Here is a 20993-nt window from a genome sequence, read left to right on the forward strand (position 1 = left end):
CTCGGAGTCAGTCATGCCAACCCCCGAACCGGGGTACCCCCAGCGCTACCCGGCCCCCCGGCTGAAGGGCGGTTCAGCCCCCGGACGGGCCCGTGAGGGTCCAGCTGGCCAGGAGGTCCAGCGCCCGCCGGGACGGTGAGCCCGGCTCGCAGGTGTAGACGAAGAGGGTCGTGTCCGGGTCGCCCGGCAGGGTGAGGGTCTCGTACTCGACGGTCAGGTCCCCGACGACCGGGTGGCGCAGGCGCTTGGAGCCGTGGGTGCGCTGGTGGACGCGGTGCTGTTCCCACCAGCGGTCGAAATCGGCGCTCCGCTCGCGCAGTTGGGCGACCAGCTCGCTGGTGGCGCGGTCGTGGGGGTCGCGGCCCACTTCGAGGCGCAGGCTCTCCACCGCGGTGCGGGCCTGGTCCTCCCAGTCGGTGAAGAGGTCGCGGGCCGCCTCGTCGAGGAACATCCAGCGCGCGTAGTTGCGCTCCGGGCGCGGCTTGCGCTCGAAGTCGGCGAAGAGGGCGCGCGCCATGCGGTTGGCGGCGAGGATGTCGGTGCGCCGGCCCAGGACCAGCGCGGGTTCGCCGTCGAGGGCGTCGATCAGCTGGTGCAGTCCGGGGCGCAGCCGCTGCACGGCGGGCGGACGCCGGGGGCCGCGCGCGGAGGCCGCGGTGAGGCCGAAGAGGTCCTGGAGGTGGGCCCGGCCGGCCTCGTCGAGGTCGAGGGCGCGTCCGAGTGCCTCGACGACGGCGGGCGACGGGGTGATACGGCGACCCTGCTCGAGCCGGGTGTAGTAGTCGGTGGACACCCCGGCGAGCAGGGCGACCTCCTCGCGGCGCAGCCCCGGCACGCGGCGGACCCGGCTGTCGGGCGGGAGGCCCGCCCGCGCGGGGTCGACCTGGGCCCGCGCCCTGCGCAGGAAGTCGGCGAGTTCACGGTTCGTCCCGGTCACGTCTCCCAGTGTGGCTCATCGGGTTCCGCGCCACCTGGCCCTCCGAGTCCTGGGTTGCCGCGACCGGGTCCCCGCGGGGCCCGGTATGGCGGCCCACGGCGTGGATCCGCGGCCCACTCTGGAGTCACCGGCCGCGAGGAGCGGATCCGGACCCCTCTCCCACACACGAGGACTGAGCATCATGGCCTACCCCACCGACCGACCCGCCACCTGGTTCGTCACCGGCACCTCCCGCGGCCTGGGACTGGACCTGGTCAGGCAGCTGCTGGGGCGCGGCGACGCGGTCACCGCGACCACCCGGTCCACCGAGCGGCTGCTGACGGCCCTCGGCGACGGCGTCGACACCTCCCGGCTGCTGCCCCTCACCGTCGACCTGCGCGACGAGGAGCAGGTGGCGGCCGCCGTACGGAAGACCACCGAGCGCTTCGGCGGCCTGGACGTCGTCGTCAACAACGCCGGCTACGGCTACCTCGCCGCCGTCGAGGAGACCGGCGAGCGGGACGTGCGCGACATGCTCGACGTGCAGGTCGTCGGCGTGTGGAACGTGCTGCGCGCCGCGATCCCCGTCCTGCGCGAGCAGCGCGGCGGCCACATCGTCAACGTCTCCTCCGTCCTCGGCCTGACGGCCGTGCCCGGCTGGGCCCTCTACTGCGCGGGCAAGTTCGCCCTGGAGGGGCTCAGCGAGGCCCTCGCGGCGGAGGTCGCCGGCTTCGGCGTCGACGTCACGATCGTCGAACCGGGCTACTTCCGCACGGACTTCCTCACCCGTGACTCCCTGGCCCTGCCGGAGACCACGACCGGGCACTACCCGGCGATCCGCGAGATGGTCGCCCAGCACCTGGAGCTCCAGGGCAAGCAGCTCGGCGACCCGGTGAAGGGCGCGGCCGCCGTGATCGAGCGTGTCGTCACCGGCGAGGGCCCGCTGCGCCAGCTGCTGGGCAGCGACTCGCACGCCTACGCCACCGCCAAGGTGCAGGCCCTGCGGGACAACCTGGACGCCACGGCCGCGACGGCCCCGGCGACGGACCACCCCGCCGCCGCGTGATCCCCGAGGACGGGGCGGGTCCGCCGACCGCGGCGGGCCCGCCCGGTTCGTACGCCCGAACCGGGCGGTGGTCAGGGCTGGTTGAGGCCGCCGTCCCGGTCAGTTGGGCGAAGGCTCGCGCAGGGACGTCTCCTGGCGGTAGTGGACCGTGACGTCGCGGTAGTCCACGTCCGGCTCGACCGTGTCCGGAAGGTTCGTGCGGTCGCTCCGGCTCACCGACGTGCGCTCGTCCGCACCCGGGAAGCGGACGGCCGTTCGAGGTGGCTCCCTGAACCGGAGGCGGTCGGCGTGAACCGTGGAGTGGAAGGTGATGTCCTTCCCAGACTCTGCCGTCACGGGCGTTCAGGGCGGCTCTTCGGCTTCCTCCGCGGGCGCGCGCCTGCGGGCCGGCCGCGGGGGCAGCTTGCCGTCCTCGCCGCGCACCCGGCGTTTGCGGGTGGCGCCCTCGGCGGCCGTACGCTTCTTCGCGGCCGACCGGGTCGCCTTACGGGCCGGTGCCGCCGCTCGGCCCGCCGTGTCGGCGACCTGTCCGGCCGCCCCGGTGGCGGTCTCCGCCGCACCCGCGACGACCTGACCGGCCTCCGCGCCGACACCCTCGACGGTACGTCCCGCTCCCCCGCCGGCCTCTTCCACGGCCGCCCCGGCTCCGCGTCCGACACCCTCCGCGACACCGCCGACGCCCTGAACAGCCTCTCCGGCGCCCTGAACGGCCTCCCCAGTGCCCGCGCCGACGTCACGTACGGCTCCGCCGGCACCGGCGCCCACATCCTGCACGGCACCTCCGGCCCCCGCACCGACATCCCGCACGGCACCTCCGGCCCCCGCGCCCACGTCCCGCACCGCGCCCCCGGCGCCCCGGCCGACCTCCTCGACGGCTCCGCCCGCGCCGCGCCCCACGTCGCGGACCGCGCCGCCCGCGCCCGCTCCGACGTCCTGGACGGCCTGTCCGGCGCCCTCGCCCACCGCGCCCACGGCCTGGCGGGCTCCGCCGCCGACGTCCCTCACGGCGGCGCTCACGCCCCGGGCCAGCTCGGTGAGGATCTCCGGGTTGCGGTCCACGGTGGTGAGCACCCGGTTGACGATCACGGCCACGTTGTCGAGCCGCACCCTGAGCTGCGCCTGGGCCTCCACCCCCGAGATGCCCAGGTGCACCCGGCCGAGGGAGACGTCCGCGCCGACGCTGAGTCTCAGCAGGTCGAGCACCTCGGCCTGGAGCGACACATGGGCGCGGAGATCCTCGACGTCCAGGTCGATCTCGTCGACCTTGAGCAGCGGGACGTCGAGGAACACGTCCGTGTCCGTGGGGGTGGCCGGGGTCCGCGGGACGGTCTCCTCGTCACCCGCCCCGTGGACCTCCTCGACCTCGGCGACGCCGTCCTCGGAATCACCGCGCTCGAAGTCGCCGTTCTCGGAGCCGTACTCGGTTTCGCCGTTCTCGGTGTCGTACTCGGTGTCGTCGGCGTTGCCGCCCATCACCGCACCTCCCGGGTCGCCGGCCCCCTGGTTCCCATCCTGCGGCGCGTGGCGCTCCGCCGCACGGTCAGCCGGGCACGGAGACCGGGGCCGGCCGGGGCGCGGGCTCCAGACGCACGATGACGCTCTTGGAGGCGGGCTGGTTGCTGACGTCGGCGACACTGTCCAGGGGCACCAGGACGTTGGTCTCCGGGTAGTAGGCGGCCGCCGTCCCGGTCTTCGTCGGGTACGCGACGATCGTGAAGCCGTCCGCGCGCCGCTCCGCGCCGTCCTTCCACACCCCGACCAGGTCGACGCGGTCCCCGTCGGCGAGGCCCAGCGCGGTGAGGTCGTCGGGGTTGACGAGGACGACGCGCCTGCTGCCGTGGATGCCCCGGTAGCGGTCGTTGTCCGTGTAGGGCACGGTGTTCCACTGGTCGTGGGAGCGCAGCGTCTGCAGCAGCAGGTGGCCGTCGGGGACGCTGGGCGCCTCGTGCTCGTTGCGGGTGAACCGCGCCTTGCCGACCTCGGTGTGGAACACGCCCTCGTTGACGGCGTTGGGCAGCCGGATGCCGCCGGGGCGCGTGACGCGCCGGTTGAAGTCGTGGAAACCCGGGACGACGTTGGCGATGCGGTCGCGGATCTCGCCGTAGTCCGATTCGAAGACACCCCAGGGGATGTCGGGGCCGCGCCCGGCGAGGGTGCGGTGGGCGAGGCGGCAGAGGATGGCGACCTCGCTGAGCAGCAGCGAGGAGGCCGGCTGGAGGCGTCCGCGGGAGGTGTGGACCTCGCTCATCGAGTTCTCCACGGTGACGAACTGCTCGCCGCTGGACTGCACGTCCCGTTCGGTGCGGCCGAGGGTCGGCAGGATGAGCGCCGTGCGGCCGCAGACGGTGTGCGTGCGGTTGAGCTTGGTGGAGATGTGGGCGGTGAGCCGGCAGGCTCGCATGGCCTCCTCGGTGACCATGCTGTCGGGCGCGGCGCGGACGAAGTTGCCCGCGAGGGAGAGGAAGAACTTGACGCGGCCCTCGAGCATCGCGCGGATGGCGTTCACGGAGTCGAGTCCGTGGTGGCGGGGCGGATCGAAGCCGAACTCCTTCTGCAGGGAGTCGAGGAAGGAGTCGGGCATCTGCTCCCAGATGCCCATGGTGCGGTCGCCCTGCACGTTGCTGTGTCCGCGCACGGGGCAGGCTCCGGCGCCCGCCCGGCCCAGATTGCCGCGCAGCATGAGGAAGTTGACGAACTCGCGGATGGTGGGCACCGCGTGCTTGTGCTGGGTGATGCCCATCGCCCAGCAGACGATGACGCGTTCGGAGTGCAGCACCTCGTCGCGGACCTGCTCGATCTCCTCGCGGGTGAGGCCGGTGGCGGCGAGGATGTCGTCCCAGTCGACGGAGCGGATGTGCCGGGCGAACGCCTCGAAGCCCTCGGTGTTGTCGCGGATGTAGTCGTGGTCGAGGACGGTGCCGGGGCGGGCGTCCTCGGCCTCCAGGAGCAGCCGGTTGAGGCCTTGGAACAGGGCGAGGTCGCCGCCGACGCGGATCTGCAGGAAGCGGTCGGCGATGGTGGTGCCGCGGCCGATGATGCCGCGCGGCTTCTGCGGGTTCTTGAAGCGCAGCAGCCCGGCCTCGGGCAGCGGGTTGACGGCGATGATGCGGGCGCCGTTGCGCTTGGCCTCCTCCAGGGCGGAGAGCTGGCGGGGGTGGTTGGAGCCGGGGTTCTGCCCCACGACGAAGATGAGGTCGGCGTGGTGCATGTCCTCCAGGCTGACCGTGCCCTTGCCGGTGCCGAGGGTCTCGTGGAGGGCGTAACCGCTGGACTCGTGGCACAGGTTGCTGCAGTCCGGCAGGTTGTTGGTGCCGAAGGCGCGGGCGAACAGCTGGAGTACGAAGGCGGCTTCGTTGCTGGCGCGGCCCGAGGTATAGAAAGCGGCCTCGTCGGGCGAGTCCAGTGAGGTGAGTTCCTCGGCGAGCAGTCCGAACGCGTCGTGCCAGCTGATCGGTTCGTAGTGGTCCGAGTCGGGCCGCTTGACCATGGGTTCGGTGAGCCGGCCCTGGTCGTTGAGCCATTTGTCGGAGCGGCGGGCGAGCTCGGACACCGGGTGCTCGCGGAAGAAGTCGCGGCCGATCCGGCGGGTGGTCGCCTCGTCGTTGATGTGCTTGGCGCCGTTCTCGCAGTACTCGTTGCGATGCCGCTCCCCCGGGGCCGGGTCGGCCCAGGCGCAGCCGGGGCAGTCGATGCCGCCGACCTGGTTCATGGTCAGCAGCGTCCGCCCGGTGCGTACGGGGGTGGTCTGCTCGAGGGAGTACTCCAGCGCGTGCATCACCGCGGGCGCTCCCGTGGCCCATTTCTTGGGCGGTGTCACGGTGAGCCGTTCCTGGGAACCGTCGTCGGGCCGCTCGGGCATGGACTCTCCTTCACCGGACACGCGGACGCCCTCCAGTCTCACGCTCCCGGCGGGGGGCGGCCACATGATCTTCCGCCGATGGGGTGGCCCCGGCCGCACGGCGGCCGGGGGGAAGCGCGGGGCTCGGGTTCCCCGTCGGCGGCCGGCGGAACATCACGATCTCGGCCCGCGTTGTCGGACGTATGACTACGACCGGTTCGCGGCCCGAGGTGCTGCGCTACACCGCCTTCTCCGGCGACCCCGCGGGCGGCAACCCCGCCGGGGTGGTGCTGGACGCCGGCGCCCTGGACGACGGGGAGATGCTCGCCGTCGCAGCTCAGCTCGGGTACTCGGAGTCCGCCTTCCTTACCGCCCCGCCGGAGGGGCTGGACGGCCCGGAGGGACGGACGTACCGCATCCGCTACTTCAGTCCGAAGGCCGAGGTGCCGTTCTGCGGGCATGCGACCGTGGCGACGGCCGTCGCGCTCGCCGAGCGTCAGGGCCCGGGGCCACTGCTGTTCGCGACGCAGGCGGGGCCGGTGCCGGTGGAGGTGACGGCGTCGGAGGACGGCACTCTGCGGGCCACGCTCACCAGTGTCGAACCGCGTGTCGAGGACGTGGACGGCGCCGATCTGGCGGAGGCGCTGGCCGCGCTGGGCTGGCCCGCCGCCGACCTCGACCCGGCCTTCCCGCCGCGGATCGCCTACGCAGGCGCCCGCCATCTGGTGCTGGCGGCGGCCACCCGCGCCCGACTGGCCGACCTGGACTACGACTTCGCACGGCTGGAGGCGCTGATGCACCGCCTGGACCTGACGACCGTGCAGCTGGTGTGGCGGGAGTCGCCGACGCTGTTCCACGTGCGGGACCCGTTCCCGGTGGGCGGTGTCGTGGAGGACCCGGCGACGGGGGCGGCGGCCGCCGCGTTCGGCGGGTACGCCCGTGAGCTGGGGCTGGTGCCCGAGGACGCCGTCCTCACGCTGCGTCAGGGTGAGGACCTGGGGCGCCCCGGCGAACTCACGGTGACGCTGCGTGCGGGCGACCCCCGGGTGCGGGTCGGCGGGGCGGGCGTGCGTATCGGCTGACGGCGTGCGCGGCGGGCGGCCGTGCGGACACGCGTGGTAGGGGTGCGGCATGCGGGGCACACTGAGGAAGAAACCCGAACCGACAGGTGGGGCCATGCCTGGAGCATCCGCGCAGTCCGTCGAAGAGGCGATCGAGGTCGCCGTTCCCGTGCACACCGCCTACAACCAGTGGACCCAGTTCAAGACCTTCCCGCGTTTCATGCGCTGGGTGAAGGGGGTCGAGCAGCTCCGCCCGAACCTCACCCGGTGGGAGATCGGCACCGGCTGGGCGACCTGGACGCTCATGGCGGAGGTCGTCGAGCAGCATCCCGACGAGCTGATCGCCTGGCAGGGCCTCGGCCGCTGGGCCGGGCACCGGGGCGAGGTCGAGTTCCGCGCCCTCGCCCCGAACCGCACGCGGATCGTGGTGCGCCTGCGGTCCCTGGCACGCCCGACCCGGCGGCATCTGCTGCACCGGTCGCCGGTGACGCCGCGGCTGATCCGGGCCGAGCTGGCCCGTTTCAAGCAGTTCATCGAAGGCGTGGGCCAGGAGTCCGGCGCGTGGCGCGGTGTCATCCGCAAGGGTCAGGTGCGCCCGCAGGAGGAGAAGCCGGCGAGGAGCCTGGTGGCGGGCTGGCCGGTCGGCTGAGCAGCAGGCCGGGGGAATCGGGAAATCAGCCCGGCCGGGTCTGCGCGGTCCGCTCCGTCCGGGGAACCCGGCGCTCGGAACCGACCCGAGGAGTCACCATGAACATCCCCCACGACAAGCGCCTGGGCGAGGAGCCGTCCGGAGGCCGGCCGTGACCGCGCCCGCCGTGTCGATCTCCGATCAGGACGCCGACGCGCTCGGCGGTGACGACAGCATCCTGATGCGCCAGCGCCGGGACCACGCGCGGCTCGACGCGATGATGAACCGCTGCCTCTCCGAGGACCTCCCGCCCGGCGAACTCGACGCGCTGTGGCTGGACGTCGTCCAGCTGGTGTTCAGTCACGCCTTCGCCGAGGAGACCGTGCTGTGGCCGCTGCTGCGGCGCGTCTCTCCCGACGGTGAGGAGCTGACCCGGCAGGTCGAGGAGGAGCACCAGGCGATCAACGAGCTCATCGCCCGGATCGAACGCTCCCCCGGCGACCCGAGGCGCGCGGAGTGGATCCGGGAGGCGTTCGCGCTGATCCGGCAGGACATCCGCGACGAGGAGGACGAGCTGCTGCCGCGGCTGCGGACCGCGTTCGACGACCGCAAGCTACGGCGCATCGGCGCCGCGTGGGAGGCCGTACGGGCGACCGCCCCGACCCGGCCGCACCCCGGCGTGCCGCGGCGTCCGCCCGGCAACGCGCTGCGGGGCGTCCCGCTCAGCGCGTTCGACCGGCTGCGGGACCTGGCGCCGGGCAGCGGCCCGACCGCCCGCCGCGCCTCCCTGGCGGTGACGGGCGCGCTGGTGGCCGCCGCGGTGGTACGCGCCGCCCGTCGGCGCGGCTGACACACCCAGGGCGTCATGCGGCGCCGCGTCCCCGGCGGGAGCCGGCGTACGCGGCGTCGCGCAGCCGGTTGAGGCGGCCGGCGGGGCGCAGGCCGGGCAGGCTGTGGGCGACGGGGTCGTAGGACACCGTGGTCTCCGCCGGGGCGGGATGCACCGCTTCGAGGGTGAGGGACGCGAACGGCCGCCAGGGCTCGTCGCTCGCGGCGGCGCACAGCCGGAACGGGACGGGACGGCAGGCGAGTTCCTGCCACAGCGTGGGCCGCGGTGTGTGCGGCGGATCGAGCAGGGGGAAGGCGGCGAGCACCCGCTCGCGGTCCCCCGTCCGGTACGTCAGCAGTGTGGAGTACCCGCCGGTGAGCGCGTCGGGGCGGAGCAGCGGCACATGGCGGCCGAGGCGGCCCGTGCCGCTGGATGTGAACAGCAGGTCGAGCGGCCGGCCGGGGCCGCCCGCGTCCTCGGCGCGGACGGCCAGACCGAGCGCGTCCGGCAGCCGCCCGGGCGTGCCCAGGGCGTGGGACCAGCGCACGATCGCCGGGTACGAGGCGTGCCGGTCCAGCCATGGCTCGCCCCACGGCCGTTCGCCGCGCCCGGCGACGTGCAGGGTGCCGGAGCAGAGCACGCCGGTGGGGTGCACGGCAGGAGCGTCCCGCCACCGGGCGACGCGCTCGGCGGCCCGGCGGGCGGTCTCCCGCACGCTCGCCAGGGACGCCGCCCCTCGTGGGCTCACCGGCGGGGCCGGTGCCCGTCGGTGGACGTGGCCGCGAACGCGTCGCCGGCGTACGGGGTGTCCGGAACGGTCTCCGTCGGCAGGCGGATCTCCACGTGGCCGTCGACGACCCGGGTGTCGAAGGAGGGCTGGGGTGCGGTGGCGGGGCCCGTGACGTTCCAGCCGTCGGAGAGGCGGAAGACGCTGCCGTGCCAGGGGCACTGGACGCAGCCGTCGGCGACCGTGCCCTCGGACAGCGGTCCGGCCAGGTGGCTGCACCGTTCGGCGAGGGCGTGTACCTCCCCGCCCGCCTCCCGCACGACCAGCACCGGCACGTCGTCCACGACGCACCGCACGGCCTCGCCGGCGGGGAACTCGTCGACGCCGCCGACGCGGTGCCAGCCGTCGCTGACGACGTGCGGGACCTCCTCGGCGTGGTTGACGCCCGCCGCCTGCCGGTACGCCAGATGGCCGCCGAGCAGGCCGCCGACGCCGACCGCGGTCAGCCCGAGGTACCCGAGGACGCGTCCCTTCGCGCCCTTGCCGCTGAGACGCATCACCAGGGAGGCGCCGTAGAGGCCCACGGCGGCCGTGTTGGCCCAGGCGTGGATCAGGCCCACGCGCTGCTGCTCGCGATGGAGTTCCGCCCAGTCGGCGAGGCCCGTCGCGGCGGCGGGGACGGCCCCGGTGAGCCCCAGGGCCACCAGGAGGTCCGCCTGCCGGGACCGGCCGGGTTTGAGGTCGAGAACGGCGGCGGACATCCAGCTGCCGAGGGGCAGATGGATCGCCATCGGGTGCACGGGGTGGCCCAGCCACGTGCCGTGCAGCACGTCCCGGACGCGGCCGAGCGGCAGCGCGCGGACGCGCCGGGTCAGCGCTTCGATCAGCTGGTCACGGCCGGGATCGCGCTCCAGCGCGTCCAGCAGCCACAGCATGCGGTTCTGTCCGAGGAGGCGACGCCCAGGCTTCTTGCTCATGGGCGCTGAGTTTCCCCGCGCGCGGCGGGCAAACGGCGGGGGCGGTCAGCGGATACGCAGCCGCACGCGGGACCAGGCGTTGTTGACGTACCCCTTCGGGTTCCACACCTGGGCCGGGGACTCCGGCGTGCCCGCGCCGGAGGAGTCCCAGGCGCGGGCCAGGAGCTGCGTCTCGCCGGGCGGCAGGTCGAGGGTGGTGCGCCACCGCTGCCACGCCCCCGGCCCGGCGGGCGCCTCGAGCGCGGCGCGGGACCAGGCGCGGCCGCCGTCCGTGGACACCTCGACGCGGGCGACCGTCCGGCCCTCGCCGGCGAGGGCGTATCCGGTGACGTCGACCGGGCCGCGCGGCAGGACGGCGCCGTCGGACGGGGTGAGGACGGCGCAGTTGAGCGGGAGCGGGCCGAGCGTGACGCCCCGGGGGTCGTCGGGGGCCGGAGGGAGGCGGTAGGCGGTGGCCTGGAAGTAGGCGTCGGAGGGGGTGGTGCGCGCGGTGACGCGGGTGAGCCATTTGACGCTGCGGGCGCCGATCCAGCCCGGCACGACCACGCGCAGGGGCGCGCCGTGGACGGGTGGCAGCGGGGCGCCGTTCATCGCCCAGGCCAGGAGCACGTCCGGGGCCAGCGCCCGGTCGCGCGGGACGGACACCTCGTAGGGCTGGGGCGGGTCGGCGGACGGGGAGACGTCGGGGGCCTGGAAGGCGACGTGGGCGGCGTCGGGGGCGATGCGGGCGTGGGCGAGGACGTCGGCGAGGCGCGCCCCGCGGAACCGGGCGGTCGACAGGGCGCCCGGTCCCCACGGCGTCTCCCCCGGTATGGCGCGTACGGCGGTCAGGTCGGCGCGCCGGTTGCCCGCGCACTGGAGGGTGACGGTCGCCTCCGTCACGTCGAAACGGGACCCCAGGTCGTCCAGGGTCAGCAGCAGCGGGCGCGCCACCAGGCCGTCCACCGTGAGCCGCCAGTCCGCCCGGTCGGAGCTGGGCACGGGGCCGTGGTTGCGGCTGTAGAAGGCGTCGACGGGCGTGACCGCGGCGCGGGCGAGCACGGCCCCGGGCGGCTCCGCGTTGAACGGCTCCCGTCCGTGGACCACCATGTCGTCCCGCTTGCCCCACATGCCCATGGGGTGATTCTCCGCCTGTGCGTCGGGGCGCGCCCGGTCACGCGGGTCCCGGCTCGGACCTCAGGCGTCGCCCATGACCAGCCCCTCGATCGTGTGCTTCTGCGTGATCGGCCGCAGCACGTCCACGACCTCGCAGTCCAGGTGGCGCCGTACCCGCTCCGGGAGGCTCTCCCAGTAGGCGCGGGTGACGGCGGCGTCGTGCCGTTCGCCGTTGGTCGCCTCGGGGCCGTCGACGCCCAGCACCAGCACGGGGCGGGACTTCGCGGAGTGGTTGCGGGTGCCGCGGTGGATGGTCAGGGCGGAGCGCGCCGAGATGTCGCCGCGCCGCGGGTACTTGCGCACCGCGCGCTCCTCGTAGCGCGGGTAGTGCGAGCGGGGCGGGAACATGCCGTGCCCGAACTCCGGGCTGTCGTCCCACTGGGTGCCGGGCGCGATCTCGAACGGGCCCATGTCCTCCTCGGTGTCCACCGCGGTGACGTTGAAGGCGAGGGAGGTCAGCCGCCGTTCGGCGCGGGTCTCCTCGGGCATCGGGAAGTCGCGGTGCCACGGCTGGTTGACGGCGCCCTCGAGCGGCACGTCGAAGCCGACCTCGACGATGCGGTAGTCGGGGCCGAGGACCGCCGTGCAGAGGGAGCGCACCCAGGGGTGGTCGACGAGGTCGACGAAGCCGCGCAGCTGCTCGGGGTGGATCTCCACGTAGTAGCGGTGGGGGCCGCGGCCGACCGCGCCGCCCGGACGGCTGCGCGCCTCCTCGAAGGCGGTCTCGATGTCCTCGCGGAGCCGGTCGGCCCACTCGGGGGTGAACGCGCCCTTGCGGGCGGTGATGCCGTCCTCGTAAAGGGCCTCGACGTCGGCCGTGACGTCGACGTCGGGCGCGTCCGGGGTGACGGCGGGGTGGGTGTGCGGGTTCATGGATGCCTCCTTGCGACGGAACCGCCGGCGGGTACGTGCCGGGCGCCTGCCGGGCGTTATCGTTGCATCGTTGATTTCAACGTGGCAATACCCGGGAGCGGGAGGGTCACGGGTGCCTGGTCCGCGGGCGGGCGGCGCATGCCACGATGTGCGGGTGAGCAGCAGCCTGAAGGACGTGGCGGCGCGCGCGGGGGTGTCGGCGCGCACGGTGTCGAACGTGGTGAACGGGTCGGCCCGGGTGGCGCCCGAAACCCGTCGGCGGGTGCAGGAGGCGATCGAGGAGCTGGGCTACCGCCCCAACCTGGCGGCGCGCAGCCTCAGGGCGGGCCGTACCGGCATCGTCGGCCTGGCGATCCCGGAGCTGCACTCCCCCTACTTCGCCGAGTTGGCCGGGCTGCTGGTGGACGAGGCGCGCCGCCGGTCGTGGACGGTGGTCATCGACCAGACGCGGGGCGACGCCGAGTCGGAGCGGCGGCTGCTGACCGGCGACGGCGGGCGGGTGATGGACGGTCTGATCATCAGCCCCTGGGCGCTGCCCGCCGAGGACATCACGGCGGCCGCCCGCCCGCTGCCCGTGGTGCTGCTCGGGGAGCGCAGTCCGCAGGGCCTGGCGGACCGGGTCGCCGTGGACAACGTGGCCGCGGCCGGGGAGGCCACCGCGCATCTGCTGTCGCTGGGACGCCGCCGCATCGCCGCGATCGGCCTCCAGCCCCATCTGCGCAACGGCACGGCGGAGCTGCGCGCCGAGGGATACCGTGCGGCGCTCCGGAGCGCCGGGATCTCCCCGCGACCCGAGTGGGAGCGCCCGGTGTCGGCGCTGCACCGCGCGGACGGGGCCCGGGCGATGGCGGATCTGCTCGACGCCGGGGCCGAGCCGGACGCGGTGTTCGCGTTCAGCGACGAGCTGGCGCTGGGCGCCCTGCACACGGCGCACGCGCGGGGGCTGCGGGTGCCGGAGGACGTGGCCGTGGTCGGGTTCGACGACATCGAGGACGGCCGGTTCGGCCGGCCGACGCTCACCACCGTGTCCCCCGACAAGGGGCAGATCGCGGCGCGCGCCCTGCAGTGCCTCGCCGACCGCATCTACAGCCCGCGCAACGACGTGCCGGCCGCCGACCTCACGGTCCCGCACCGGCTGGTGGTGCGCGGAAGCACCGGGGGCTGACCGCGGGTCCGGAGGGGCGGACACGCAGGTGGATTTTTTACGGTATGCCGGGTATGCGCCGAGCCCGGCCGGGGAACATGTTCGCCCTGTTCGGGCCGTCCGCCTTGTGGGCGGTGTGCCCTGTCGGGCCGTGTGCTCTGTCGGGCCGTGCGAGAGGACTGCGTGTGACTGCGTCGGCGTCAGGGGCGGGTGACCGGCGGGCCGGTGCCCAGGAGGACGCGTACGAGCCGGATCCGCGCCGGTGGCGGGCGCTGTGGGTGACGCTGGTCGCCGGGTTCATGAGCCTGCTGGACGTCACGATCGTGGCGGTCGCGCTGCCCACCGTGCAGCACGACCTGGGCGCCTCCCCCGCCGAGGTGCAGTGGGTGGTGTCCGGGTACGCGCTCACCTTCGCCCTGGCCCTCGTCACGGCGGGCCGGCTCGGGGACGCGCTGGACCGGCGGAAGATCTTCCTGGTCGCCCTGTGCGTCTTCGTGCTGTGCAGCGCGGCCTGCGGCGCCGCGCCCGACATCACACTGCTGGTCGTGGCGCGTCTCGCGCAGGGGCTCGCGGCCGGATTCATGGCGCCGCAGAACTCGGCGCTGATCCAGCAGATGTTCCACGGCGCCGAACGCGGCCGCGCCTTCGGCTACTTCGGCGCGACCGTCGGCATCTCCTCCGCCTCCGGGCCGATCGTCGGCGGCGCGATCCTCGCCCTGGCCGACGGGATGCAGGGCTGGCGCTGGATCTTCTACGTCAACGTGCCCATCGGCGTCCTCGCCGTGCTGCTCGGCCGCCGGCTGCTCCCGCGGACGCGGAAGTCGGGCCGGGGCCATGTGGACGTGCCGGGGGTGCTGCTGCTCGGCCTGGGCGTGCTGGCGTTCATGTATCCGCTGGTGCAGGCGGAGTCGGGCGGGCTGCGCCGGCTGTCGTGGCTGTTCCTCGTCGGCGCGGCGGTGCTCGCCGTGTTCGTACGGCGGCAGCGGAAACTGCTGGCCCGGGGGACGACGCCGCTGCTCGACCCGCGCCTCTTCACCACCGTGCGCGGCTACGCCGTCGGCGCGGGCGTCGGCACCCTGTACTTCATCGGCTTCAGCGGCGTCTGGCTCGTGTTCGCGCTGTTCTACCAGCACGGACTGCACTACTCCCCGCTGGAGTCGGGGCTCGCGGTGACGCCGTTCGCCATCGGCTCGGCGGGGGCCGCGGTGGTGTCGGGCCGGCTGGTCGACCGGTTCGGGCGGCTGCTCACCGTGTGGGGTCTCACCGGCGTCATCGTGGGCCTCGGCACGGCCGCCGTGCTGCTGCGGTTCGCGCCGCTGGACCACGCGCCGTGGCTCGCCGCGCCGGCGCTGTTCGTCGGCGGCATCGGCGGCGGATTCGTCGTCTCGCCGAACATCACCATGACGCTGCGGGACGTGCCGGTGCGGATGGCGGGCGCGGCGGGCGGCGCCCTGCAGACGGGGCAGCGGCTCGGCGCGGCGGTCGGCACGGCGGCCCTGCCGGGCCTCTTCTACCTGGTGCTCGGCCACAGCGACGACTTCCAGGTCGCCCTGTTCACCGCGCTGTGCGCGGCCCTGGCGGCCATGTCGACGTCGCTGGCCCTGGCGGCGTACGACTGGCTGCGCGACCGCCGCAGGCGCGCGGAGCACGGAAAGTGCCCGGAGGAGGTCGCGAACAGCCCGGTGCACTCACGGTCGCTCTGACGCTCCGGGCGGTCAGGTCGCCGCCGATGCCCCCGGGCGCAGGACGATCTTGCCGACATGCTTCCTGAGGGCGAGCTCCTCCTGGGCCCGCGCCGCCTGCTCCAGCGGGTACGCGGCGGCGACGACCGGTTCGACGGCGGCCCGCCGGGCCATGTCCATGAGCAGGTCGAAGTGCGCCGGCGTGTGCATCGCGGAGCCGATGACCTGGGCGTTGTGCAGGTAGAGACGGCGTACGTCCAGGGTCACCGCGTAGCCGCCGAACGCCCCGGCGATCACCCAGCGTCCGCCCTCGCGCAGCAACGGCAGCCCCTCTCCCACCAGGTCTCCGGCGACGACGTCCAGCGTCACGTCGACGCCTTCGGGCGCGGCGGCGCGGATCCCCTCGACGACGTCCCCCGCCCGGTCGACGACGGCGTGCGCGCCGGCCTCGCGTACGGCGTCGGTCTTCGGGCCGCTGCTGACGGCGACCACGCGGGCGCCCCGGGCGCGGGCGATCTGCACCGCCGCGAGCCCGACTCCGCCGGACGCTCCCGTCACCAGGACGGTCTCGCCGTCGCGCAGCCGGCCGCGTTCGATCATGCCCAGCGCCGTGCCGTAGGCGGTGGGCAAGGAGGCGAGCTGGTCGTCGGTGAGCGGCGATCCGGTGACGTCGTGCAGCCGCTCCAGCGGGGCGACGACGAACTCGGCGTAGCCGCCGTCGCGTTCGCTTCCCATCAGGCCCACCGGGTGGGCGTCGGGGCCGTCGCCGTCGTAGAGCGCCGGGTCGACCACCACGCGGCGGCCGACGAGCCCCGTGTCGCCGCCGGGCCCCACGGCCTCGACCCGGCCGGCCACGTCGGCGCCCTGGATGCGGGGAAAGGCGACGGGTCCACGCCAGCCCGAGCGGGCCTCCGGGTCGCCGGGGCGGCCGTAGGCGCCCTCGCGGGTCCACAGGTCGGTGTTGTTCAGGGCCACCGCCGCGACCCGCACCAGCGCCTCGCCGGCTCCCGGGAGGGGCACCGGCACCTCGGTCACCTCCAGCACCTCCGGCCCTCCGTGCCTGGTGACGCGCACCGCGCGCATGTGCTCGGACAAGGTCCTCACCTCCTCGCAGGTATACTGATCTGTATACCTCTTGCATCCCACCGTACACCGATCAGTGAAGGTTCGTGCGCATGGACAGCGGCAGTGACGCTCCTCCCCTGACTCCGGCCGCGCGCCGCATCGTCGACGCGGCCGAGGAGCTGTTCTACGAGCACGGCATCACGGCGGTCGGCGTGGACCTGATCGCCGAGCACTCCGGAGTGACCAAGCGGACGCTGTACAACCGCTTCGGGTCGAAGGAGAACGTCGTAGCGGCGTACCTCGCCGAGCGGGACCGGCGCTGGCGGTCGGCGGTCCGCGCGGCCGTCGACGCGAGCGGCAGTGCCGAGGAGGCGGTCACCGCGCCGTTCGAGGCGCTGCGGACCTGGACGTCGACGTACACCCGGGGCTGCGCCTTCCTCAACGCACTCGCCGAACTGCCCGACCCGCGGCACCCCGGGCACCATGTCGCCGCGGAGCAGAAGCGCTGGCTGCGAGGCCTGTTCGAGAAGCTGGCCACGGCGGCCGGCTGCCCGGAACCCGCCACGCTCGCCACCCGGTTGTTCGTGCTGCACGAGGGCGCGGTCGCCACCGAACCCCTGTCCCTCGGGACGGTCACGGCGGCCGCGGATCTGGCGCGGGAGCTGGTGCGTGCGGCCGTGCGAGGGTGAGCCGGACCGCTCAGTCCCCCTCGCCGACACTCGTGACAGTGTCCTCGCGGACCACGACGACCGGGCAGGCCGCGTGCTGCACGCAGTGCTGGGCGACCGAGCCGAGGAGCAGGCCGGCGAAGCCGCCCAGGCCGCGGCTGCCGACCACGAGCAGGGACGCGTCACGGGCCGCGCGCAGCAGCACGCTCGCCGGCGTGCCGTACTGCACCTCCGTACGGACGTCCGCCGCCGGACGCGCGCCCAGCGTCTCCTCGACGCACCGGGTGAGGTCCTCACGAGCCCTGGCCTCCAGGGCCTCCTCGTCGCCGCTCGACGGGGGGAGCCAGCCGAGGGCGCCGTGGTACTGCGGGTAGTCCCAGGAGGTCAGCGCCAGCACCGTCCCTCCGGTGAGCGCGGCCTGGCGGGCCGCCCAGCGCAGCGCCTCCCGTGACGACGGCGAGCCGTCCACCCCGGCCACGATGCGGTCCTGCTCGTCCACGGTCTCTCCTCACGCTCGGCGGCAAGGGCGGGGCGGCCGGCGCGCGCCGCCCCGCCCGGTCCCCAGCCTCCGGCGCGGAGCGCCGGTTGCCGAGCCCAGCGGGTCCGGACGGGGCAGCGGGGGCTCATGGCGAGACCCCCGGGGGATACCTCAGAGCTCCTGCACGAAGTACGGCTCCAGCGTCATCCAGCCGTTGCCGCGCGCCCCGTACCGGGTGCCGTCGTCGGTGCGGGCGAGGGTGTACCAGGAGTCGACGTAGTCCGGGTCGTCCGTCCACCAGTCGTCCGGGATCGCGTCCAGCACCGCGTTCACCAGCGGGATATAGGCTCCCTGGTCGGTGACCGTGAGCAGGACGGCGGCGATGGCCTTGGCGAGGTCGCGGTAGTTGGTGGAGCCGTCCTCCTCCATCATCACGGCGTCGGCCAGGCTGTACTTGTACGACGACCAGTTGACCAGGATCTGCCGGGGCCGGTACACGGTGCCGTCGTTGTCGAGGTACGGCATGTCGACCGGGTCGACCCGCACCTTGCCGTCGTGCCCGAAGCCGGTGACGAGGGTGTAGATCTCGGCGTCGCCCTTGATCCAGGGTTCCTGGTCGTCGGAGAGGGAGACCGCGCTGATCCGGGTGGTCCAGAAGCCCGCGGCGGCGGCCGAGGCGCGCGCCCGTGTCGGTTCGGGCGCCGGGTCGGCGGACCGGACGCCCTGGCGGGCGAGTTCCTCGTGGAGGACGTCCAGGCCGGCGGCCAGGGCGCGGGAGCCGTCGATGTCGACGACGTACACGGGGCGCGCGGGCGTCGCGCGGGCGTCGAGCGTGTGGGTCCGGCCCTTGCCGTCGTACGCGGTGACGGGGCCGTCGTCCGAGGTGGCGGCGGCCACCCAGGGCGCCGTCCCGGCGGTGAGCGCGCCGCGCATCGACGGGTCGCCGAGCCGCAGGCTCAGCAGCGGGCCGACGTCGGAGGCGAGGCCCTTGGCGGCCGCGATGCGGCGGTCGGCCGCGGCGAGGGCGGCGCGGAGGGCGCCGTCGGCGAGGGCCGTGACAGGGATCTCGTCAGAGGTCAGGGCGGCCTGGCGGACGCGGGCGCGCCAGGCGGGGTCGGTGAGCGCGCCGGCGATCGCCCGCGCGGCGGCGTCCTGGGCCGTGCGGACCTCGGACGCGGTCGAGGTGCGGACTTCCCGCGCGGCCGCCGGGGCGGGGGCCGCGGCTGCCCGCGGTGCGGCGAGGGTCTGGCCGGCGCACAGGACGGCCAGGGTCGTCGCCGCGGCGGCGAGGGCGCCGCGACGGCGGAGGTGACGGGGTCTCACGTGGATCGAGCCTCCTGGGACGAGTGGTCGACAGGGCACTGCGTGTGGAGCTCGTGAGCGTGACCGTGCGAGGGATCCATGCGGGGACCGCGCGGATCTATGCGGGTAGATACCCGCGAGTAGCGATGATGACGGTGCCATGACAGACGCGCAAGAGGGCCTCGCGCCGGGAGGTCGGGCGCGGTCCTCCGCGGTCGGCCGGTCGGGCGGTCCCGCCGCGCACGCCGGTGCGGTCCGCGAGCGGCGGCGTACGGGCCCCGGCAGGATGGTGCGCCATGTGGAACCGGGGACGCCCCGAGGGGCGCGCGCGTTCCTGGCGGACTCTGCTGCCGGCGCCGTCGTCACGGGCCGAGTCCGTGGGCGCGGCCCGGCGCGCGGTCCGCGTCACGGTCGCCGCCGTCGCCGGGTTCTACCCCGCGGTCGACCTGCTGGACCGCCCGGTGCTCGCGCTCTACACGCTGTTCGTCCCCGTCGCGTTCGGGCTGCTGTCGCCGCTCCCCGGCTCGGGGCGCCGCCGCGCCGGCACCGTGCTGCGCGCCGTGCCGGCCGCCGCCGCGCTGATCACGCTCGGCACGTATCTGGCGGCGGCGACCTGGTCGGCGACGCTCGGGATGCTGGTCGTGGGGTTCACGCTGGTGCTCGGCGCCTCGATCGGCTCCCGGGCGACGGGTGTCGTCCCCGCGCTCCAGCTCTGCTACATCCTCGCCTGCTTCCCGCCGTACGCGCCCGGTACGCTGCCGGACCGGCTGGCCGGGCTCGCCGTCGGCGCGACGCTGACGATCCTCTGCGAACGGCTGCTGCTGCCGGAGCCCGAACAGCCGTCGTACCGCGGCCGCGTCGCCGACGCGCTGGAGCTCGCGGCGGACGCCGTGCACGATCTGCTGCGGGGCGGAACCGACGGCCGGGAGACGGCCGAACGGCTCCGGGCTGCGGGCCGGGAGCTGCGCTTCTCCCGGACGGCGGCCGGCCTCCGGCCCACCGGCGCGGGGGCGAGGGAGCACGCGCTGGCCCAGGCCGGTTACGCGACCCGCCGCTTCCTCGACCTGCTCGCCGTCCTCGCCCCGCTGCTGCGCGCGCCGGTCGACCTGCCGTCGGCCACGCTGCTGCGCGGTCTCGCCGCCGCCTGCGCCGACGAGGCCGCCGCGCTGCGCGGCACCCGCCCGGCGCCCGGCCCCGAGGGGGTCGAGGAGATGATCGCGCGGTACGCGGCCGTACGGGGCGTGCCTCCGGACCCGCGCGAGGATCCGCGTCCGCTGCTGCGGCGGCAGTCGACGCTGCTGGCCGCCGCGGTGTCCGCCCTGACGGTGAGCGCGGCCGTCACCCTGGCGACGGGACGCCGCCGGTCGATGCCCGGGCTGCCGCTGGAGCAGTTCTGGTACGCGGGAGCGTCCACGCCCCGGCTGTGGTGGATGCGGATCGCCGACCACCTCACCCCGCGCTCCGTCGTCTTCCAGAACGCGGTCCGTACGGCCGCCGGGCTGGCGCTGGCCCGGCTGGTGGCGGGGTCGCTGGACCTGTCGCACGGTTTCTGGGTGCTGCTGGGCATGCTGACGCTGGGCCGCACCACGGCGGGCGCCACATGGTCGGCGGTCCGGTCGGCGACGGCGGGGACGCTGGTCGGGTCGCTGGCCGCCGGTGCGCTGCTGGTGTCGGCGGGCGGCATGACCGAGGTCTACGCGGCGCTGCTGGTGCCGACGATGCTGGTGGCCTTCTCGGTGGGGCCCGTCGGCGGGCCCGCCTGGGGCCAGGGGCTGTTCACCCTGGTGGTGTCCACGGCGTTCGCGCAGATCGCCCCGGTGACCTGGCAACTGGCGGAGGCGCGGATCGTCGACGTGCTGACGGGCAGTGCGATCGGGCTGGTGTGCGGGGTGCTGGCCTGGCCCGCCGGCGCGCGGGGCGAGACGCGGCGCAGCGCCGCCGCCCTGCTCCGCGCCACCGCGCCGCTGATCCGGATGACCGTCGAGCGGGCGGCGACCGGACACTCCGCGCCCACGACCCGCGCCGACGCGGCGGCGGCGCTGCGGCGGACGCGGCGGTACTGGCGCATCGCCCACGCCTCGTACGCGCAGTTGCGCACCGAGCCCCCGCCCCGGCGCGCCCCGGAGGGCGGCCCCGACTGGCTGGCCGCGCTCAACTTCGGCTCCCGCGTGCTGGTCGGCGCCTACTGGCTGCCCTGGTCGGAGGGCACGGCGTGGCCGTCGGACGCGGCGTCCTGGGCGCGGGAGGCGACGGACGAGGTGGTGTCGGCGACGCTGCGGGCCGCGCACTTCCCGGCGGACGGTGTGACCGTACGGCCGGCGCCGCTGCCGCCGGGGGTGCTGACGCGGATTCCGGCGCCGTCCGTGTCGCACCTGGTCGACGTGGAGGTGTGGCTGCACGCCCTCGCCTCCGACCTGACGACGGCGGTCGGATCGGGCAGCAAGGTGGAGGGCGGCTTCTGGTGACGGCGGCCCGCCGGGTCACCCGTACGGCCCCCGCCACCGGGTCTCCCGCCTGCCGGCTTGGACCCTCGCGGCGCCGGACAGCGCGCGGTGGCGGGCGTCTGCGGTGAGGATCGACGCAG

Annotated in this window: 18 protein-coding genes; 8 read left to right on the forward strand and 10 right to left on the reverse strand. The window is 74.8% G+C overall.

What is annotated here, in order from left to right:
- Window positions 1-73: 73 nt before the first annotated feature.
- Window positions 74-937 carry a helix-turn-helix transcriptional regulator gene (locus ACQY0Z_RS33385; RefSeq protein WP_189898222.1) on the reverse strand — a complete coding sequence of 288 codons (864 nt, stop codon included), beginning with the start codon at window positions 935-937 and terminating at the stop codon, window positions 74-76.
- A gap of 181 nt (window positions 938-1118) precedes the next feature.
- On the opposite strand from ACQY0Z_RS33385, the gene ACQY0Z_RS33390 reads away from it, so the two are divergent.
- Window positions 1119-1982, forward strand: coding sequence for an SDR family NAD(P)-dependent oxidoreductase (locus tag ACQY0Z_RS33390; protein WP_439813455.1), 864 nt, complete (start codon window positions 1119-1121; stop codon window positions 1980-1982).
- Window positions 1983-2324: 342 nt separating this feature from the next.
- On the opposite strand, the gene ACQY0Z_RS33395 is transcribed toward ACQY0Z_RS33390, so the two are convergent.
- Together ACQY0Z_RS33395 and ACQY0Z_RS33400 are read right to left on the reverse strand one after the other, a co-directional pair.
- Window positions 2325-3455 carry a hypothetical protein gene (locus ACQY0Z_RS33395; RefSeq protein WP_347224555.1) on the reverse strand — a complete coding sequence of 377 codons (1131 nt, stop codon included), beginning with the start codon at window positions 3453-3455 and terminating at the stop codon, window positions 2325-2327.
- Between the two features lie 67 nt (window positions 3456-3522).
- On the reverse strand, window positions 3523-5841 hold the full coding sequence (locus tag ACQY0Z_RS33400; RefSeq protein ID WP_347224554.1) for an FdhF/YdeP family oxidoreductase: 2319 nt from the start codon (window positions 5839-5841) through the stop codon (window positions 3523-3525).
- 182 nt (window positions 5842-6023) lie between these two features.
- On the opposite strand from ACQY0Z_RS33400, the gene ACQY0Z_RS33405 reads away from it, so the two are divergent.
- The 3 genes from ACQY0Z_RS33405 (at window position 6024) to ACQY0Z_RS33415 (ending at window position 8359) form a co-directional block, all read left to right on the forward strand.
- Window positions 6024-6902, forward strand: coding sequence for a PhzF family phenazine biosynthesis isomerase (locus tag ACQY0Z_RS33405; RefSeq protein ID WP_381729544.1), 879 nt, complete (start codon window positions 6024-6026; stop codon window positions 6900-6902).
- Window positions 6903-6996: 94 nt separating this feature from the next.
- Complete coding sequence (locus ACQY0Z_RS33410; protein WP_189898217.1) at window positions 6997-7530, forward strand: SRPBCC family protein; 534 nt, start codon at window positions 6997-6999, stop codon at window positions 7528-7530.
- A gap of 151 nt (window positions 7531-7681) precedes the next feature.
- On the forward strand, window positions 7682-8359 hold the full coding sequence (locus tag ACQY0Z_RS33415; RefSeq protein WP_189898216.1) for a hemerythrin domain-containing protein: 678 nt from the start codon (window positions 7682-7684) through the stop codon (window positions 8357-8359).
- Between the two features lie 13 nt (window positions 8360-8372).
- On the opposite strand, the gene ACQY0Z_RS33420 is transcribed toward ACQY0Z_RS33415, so the two are convergent.
- The 4 genes from ACQY0Z_RS33420 to ACQY0Z_RS33435 are packed head-to-tail and all read right to left on the reverse strand — an operon-like array spanning window position 8373 to window position 12070.
- Window positions 8373-9053, reverse strand: a complete 681-nt coding sequence (locus tag ACQY0Z_RS33420; RefSeq protein WP_439813456.1) for a phosphodiesterase — start codon at window positions 9051-9053, stop codon at window positions 8373-8375.
- A gap of 29 nt (window positions 9054-9082) precedes the next feature.
- Window positions 9083-10042, reverse strand: a complete 960-nt coding sequence (locus ACQY0Z_RS33425) for a Rieske (2Fe-2S) protein (protein WP_189898214.1) — start codon at window positions 10040-10042, stop codon at window positions 9083-9085.
- A gap of 45 nt (window positions 10043-10087) precedes the next feature.
- Window positions 10088-11158 (reverse strand): sulfite oxidase, encoded by a 1071-nt coding sequence (locus ACQY0Z_RS33430; protein ID WP_347224551.1) that lies wholly within the window; start codon window positions 11156-11158, stop codon window positions 10088-10090.
- A 60-nt stretch (window positions 11159-11218) separates the two neighbouring features.
- Window positions 11219-12070 (reverse strand): phytanoyl-CoA dioxygenase family protein, encoded by an 852-nt coding sequence (locus ACQY0Z_RS33435; RefSeq protein ID WP_189898212.1) that lies wholly within the window; start codon window positions 12068-12070, stop codon window positions 11219-11221.
- A gap of 154 nt (window positions 12071-12224) precedes the next feature.
- On the opposite strand from ACQY0Z_RS33435, the gene ACQY0Z_RS33440 reads away from it, so the two are divergent.
- Both ACQY0Z_RS33440 and ACQY0Z_RS33445 read left to right on the forward strand, forming a co-directional pair.
- Entirely contained in the window at window positions 12225-13235 is a 1011-nt protein-coding gene (locus ACQY0Z_RS33440) for a LacI family DNA-binding transcriptional regulator (RefSeq protein ID WP_189898211.1), read from the forward strand.
- Between the two features lie 164 nt (window positions 13236-13399).
- Entirely contained in the window at window positions 13400-14917 is a 1518-nt protein-coding gene (locus tag ACQY0Z_RS33445) for an MFS transporter (protein ID WP_439813457.1), read from the forward strand.
- 12 nt (window positions 14918-14929) lie between these two features.
- On the opposite strand, the gene ACQY0Z_RS33450 is transcribed toward ACQY0Z_RS33445, so the two are convergent.
- Window positions 14930-15979, reverse strand: a complete 1050-nt coding sequence (locus ACQY0Z_RS33450; RefSeq protein WP_439813550.1) for a zinc-binding dehydrogenase — start codon at window positions 15977-15979, stop codon at window positions 14930-14932.
- Between the two features lie 92 nt (window positions 15980-16071).
- On the opposite strand from ACQY0Z_RS33450, the gene ACQY0Z_RS33455 reads away from it, so the two are divergent.
- Entirely contained in the window at window positions 16072-16650 is a 579-nt protein-coding gene (locus tag ACQY0Z_RS33455) for a TetR/AcrR family transcriptional regulator (protein WP_189898209.1), read from the forward strand.
- 10 nt (window positions 16651-16660) lie between these two features.
- On the opposite strand, the gene ACQY0Z_RS33460 is transcribed toward ACQY0Z_RS33455, so the two are convergent.
- Both ACQY0Z_RS33460 and ACQY0Z_RS33465 read right to left on the reverse strand, forming a co-directional pair.
- Entirely contained in the window at window positions 16661-17128 is a 468-nt protein-coding gene (locus tag ACQY0Z_RS33460; protein ID WP_189898208.1) for a universal stress protein, read from the reverse strand.
- A gap of 150 nt (window positions 17129-17278) precedes the next feature.
- A complete protein-coding gene (locus ACQY0Z_RS33465; RefSeq protein WP_189898207.1) occupies window positions 17279-18430 on the reverse strand; it encodes a DUF3103 family protein in 1152 nt (383 codons plus the stop codon).
- A gap of 275 nt (window positions 18431-18705) precedes the next feature.
- Here ACQY0Z_RS33465 and ACQY0Z_RS33470 point away from each other — a divergent pair, with 275 nt between their 5' ends.
- Window positions 18706-20874: an FUSC family protein gene (locus ACQY0Z_RS33470; RefSeq protein ID WP_189898206.1), complete on the forward strand. Its 2169-nt coding sequence runs from the start codon at window positions 18706-18708 to the stop codon at window positions 20872-20874.
- Window positions 20875-20993 lie beyond the last annotated feature (119 nt).

Origin of the sequence: Streptomyces sp. P9-2, assembly GCF_051903975.1 — a bacterium.
Taxonomy (GTDB): Bacteria; Actinomycetota; Actinomycetes; order Streptomycetales; family Streptomycetaceae; genus Streptomyces; species Streptomyces cellulosae.

Excerpts from the sequence above, each read along its gene's own strand:
- ACQY0Z_RS33450 (WP_439813550.1), bottom strand. The coding sequence starts at position 15,979 with ATGCGCGCGGTGCGCGTCACCAGGCACGGAGGGCCGGAGGTGCTGGAG.
- ACQY0Z_RS33410 (WP_189898217.1), top strand. The coding sequence starts at position 6,997 with ATGCCTGGAGCATCCGCGCAGTCCGTCGAAGAGGCGATCGAGGTCGCC.
- ACQY0Z_RS33455 (WP_189898209.1), top strand. The coding sequence starts at position 16,072 with ATGGACAGCGGCAGTGACGCTCCTCCCCTGACTCCGGCCGCGCGCCGC.
- ACQY0Z_RS33405 (WP_381729544.1), top strand. The coding sequence starts at position 6,024 with ATGACTACGACCGGTTCGCGGCCCGAGGTGCTGCGCTACACCGCCTTC.
- ACQY0Z_RS33395 (WP_347224555.1), bottom strand. The coding sequence starts at position 3,455 with ATGGGCGGCAACGCCGACGACACCGAGTACGACACCGAGAACGGCGAA.
- ACQY0Z_RS33430 (WP_347224551.1), bottom strand. The coding sequence starts at position 11,158 with ATGGGCATGTGGGGCAAGCGGGACGACATGGTGGTCCACGGACGGGAG.
- ACQY0Z_RS33400 (WP_347224554.1), bottom strand. The coding sequence starts at position 5,841 with ATGCCCGAGCGGCCCGACGACGGTTCCCAGGAACGGCTCACCGTGACA.
- ACQY0Z_RS33435 (WP_189898212.1), bottom strand. The coding sequence starts at position 12,070 with ATGAACCCGCACACCCACCCCGCCGTCACCCCGGACGCGCCCGACGTC.
- ACQY0Z_RS33390 (WP_439813455.1), top strand. The coding sequence starts at position 1,119 with ATGGCCTACCCCACCGACCGACCCGCCACCTGGTTCGTCACCGGCACC.
- ACQY0Z_RS33425 (WP_189898214.1), bottom strand. The coding sequence starts at position 10,042 with ATGAGCAAGAAGCCTGGGCGTCGCCTCCTCGGACAGAACCGCATGCTG.
- ACQY0Z_RS33470 (WP_189898206.1), top strand. The coding sequence starts at position 18,706 with ATGTGGAACCGGGGACGCCCCGAGGGGCGCGCGCGTTCCTGGCGGACT.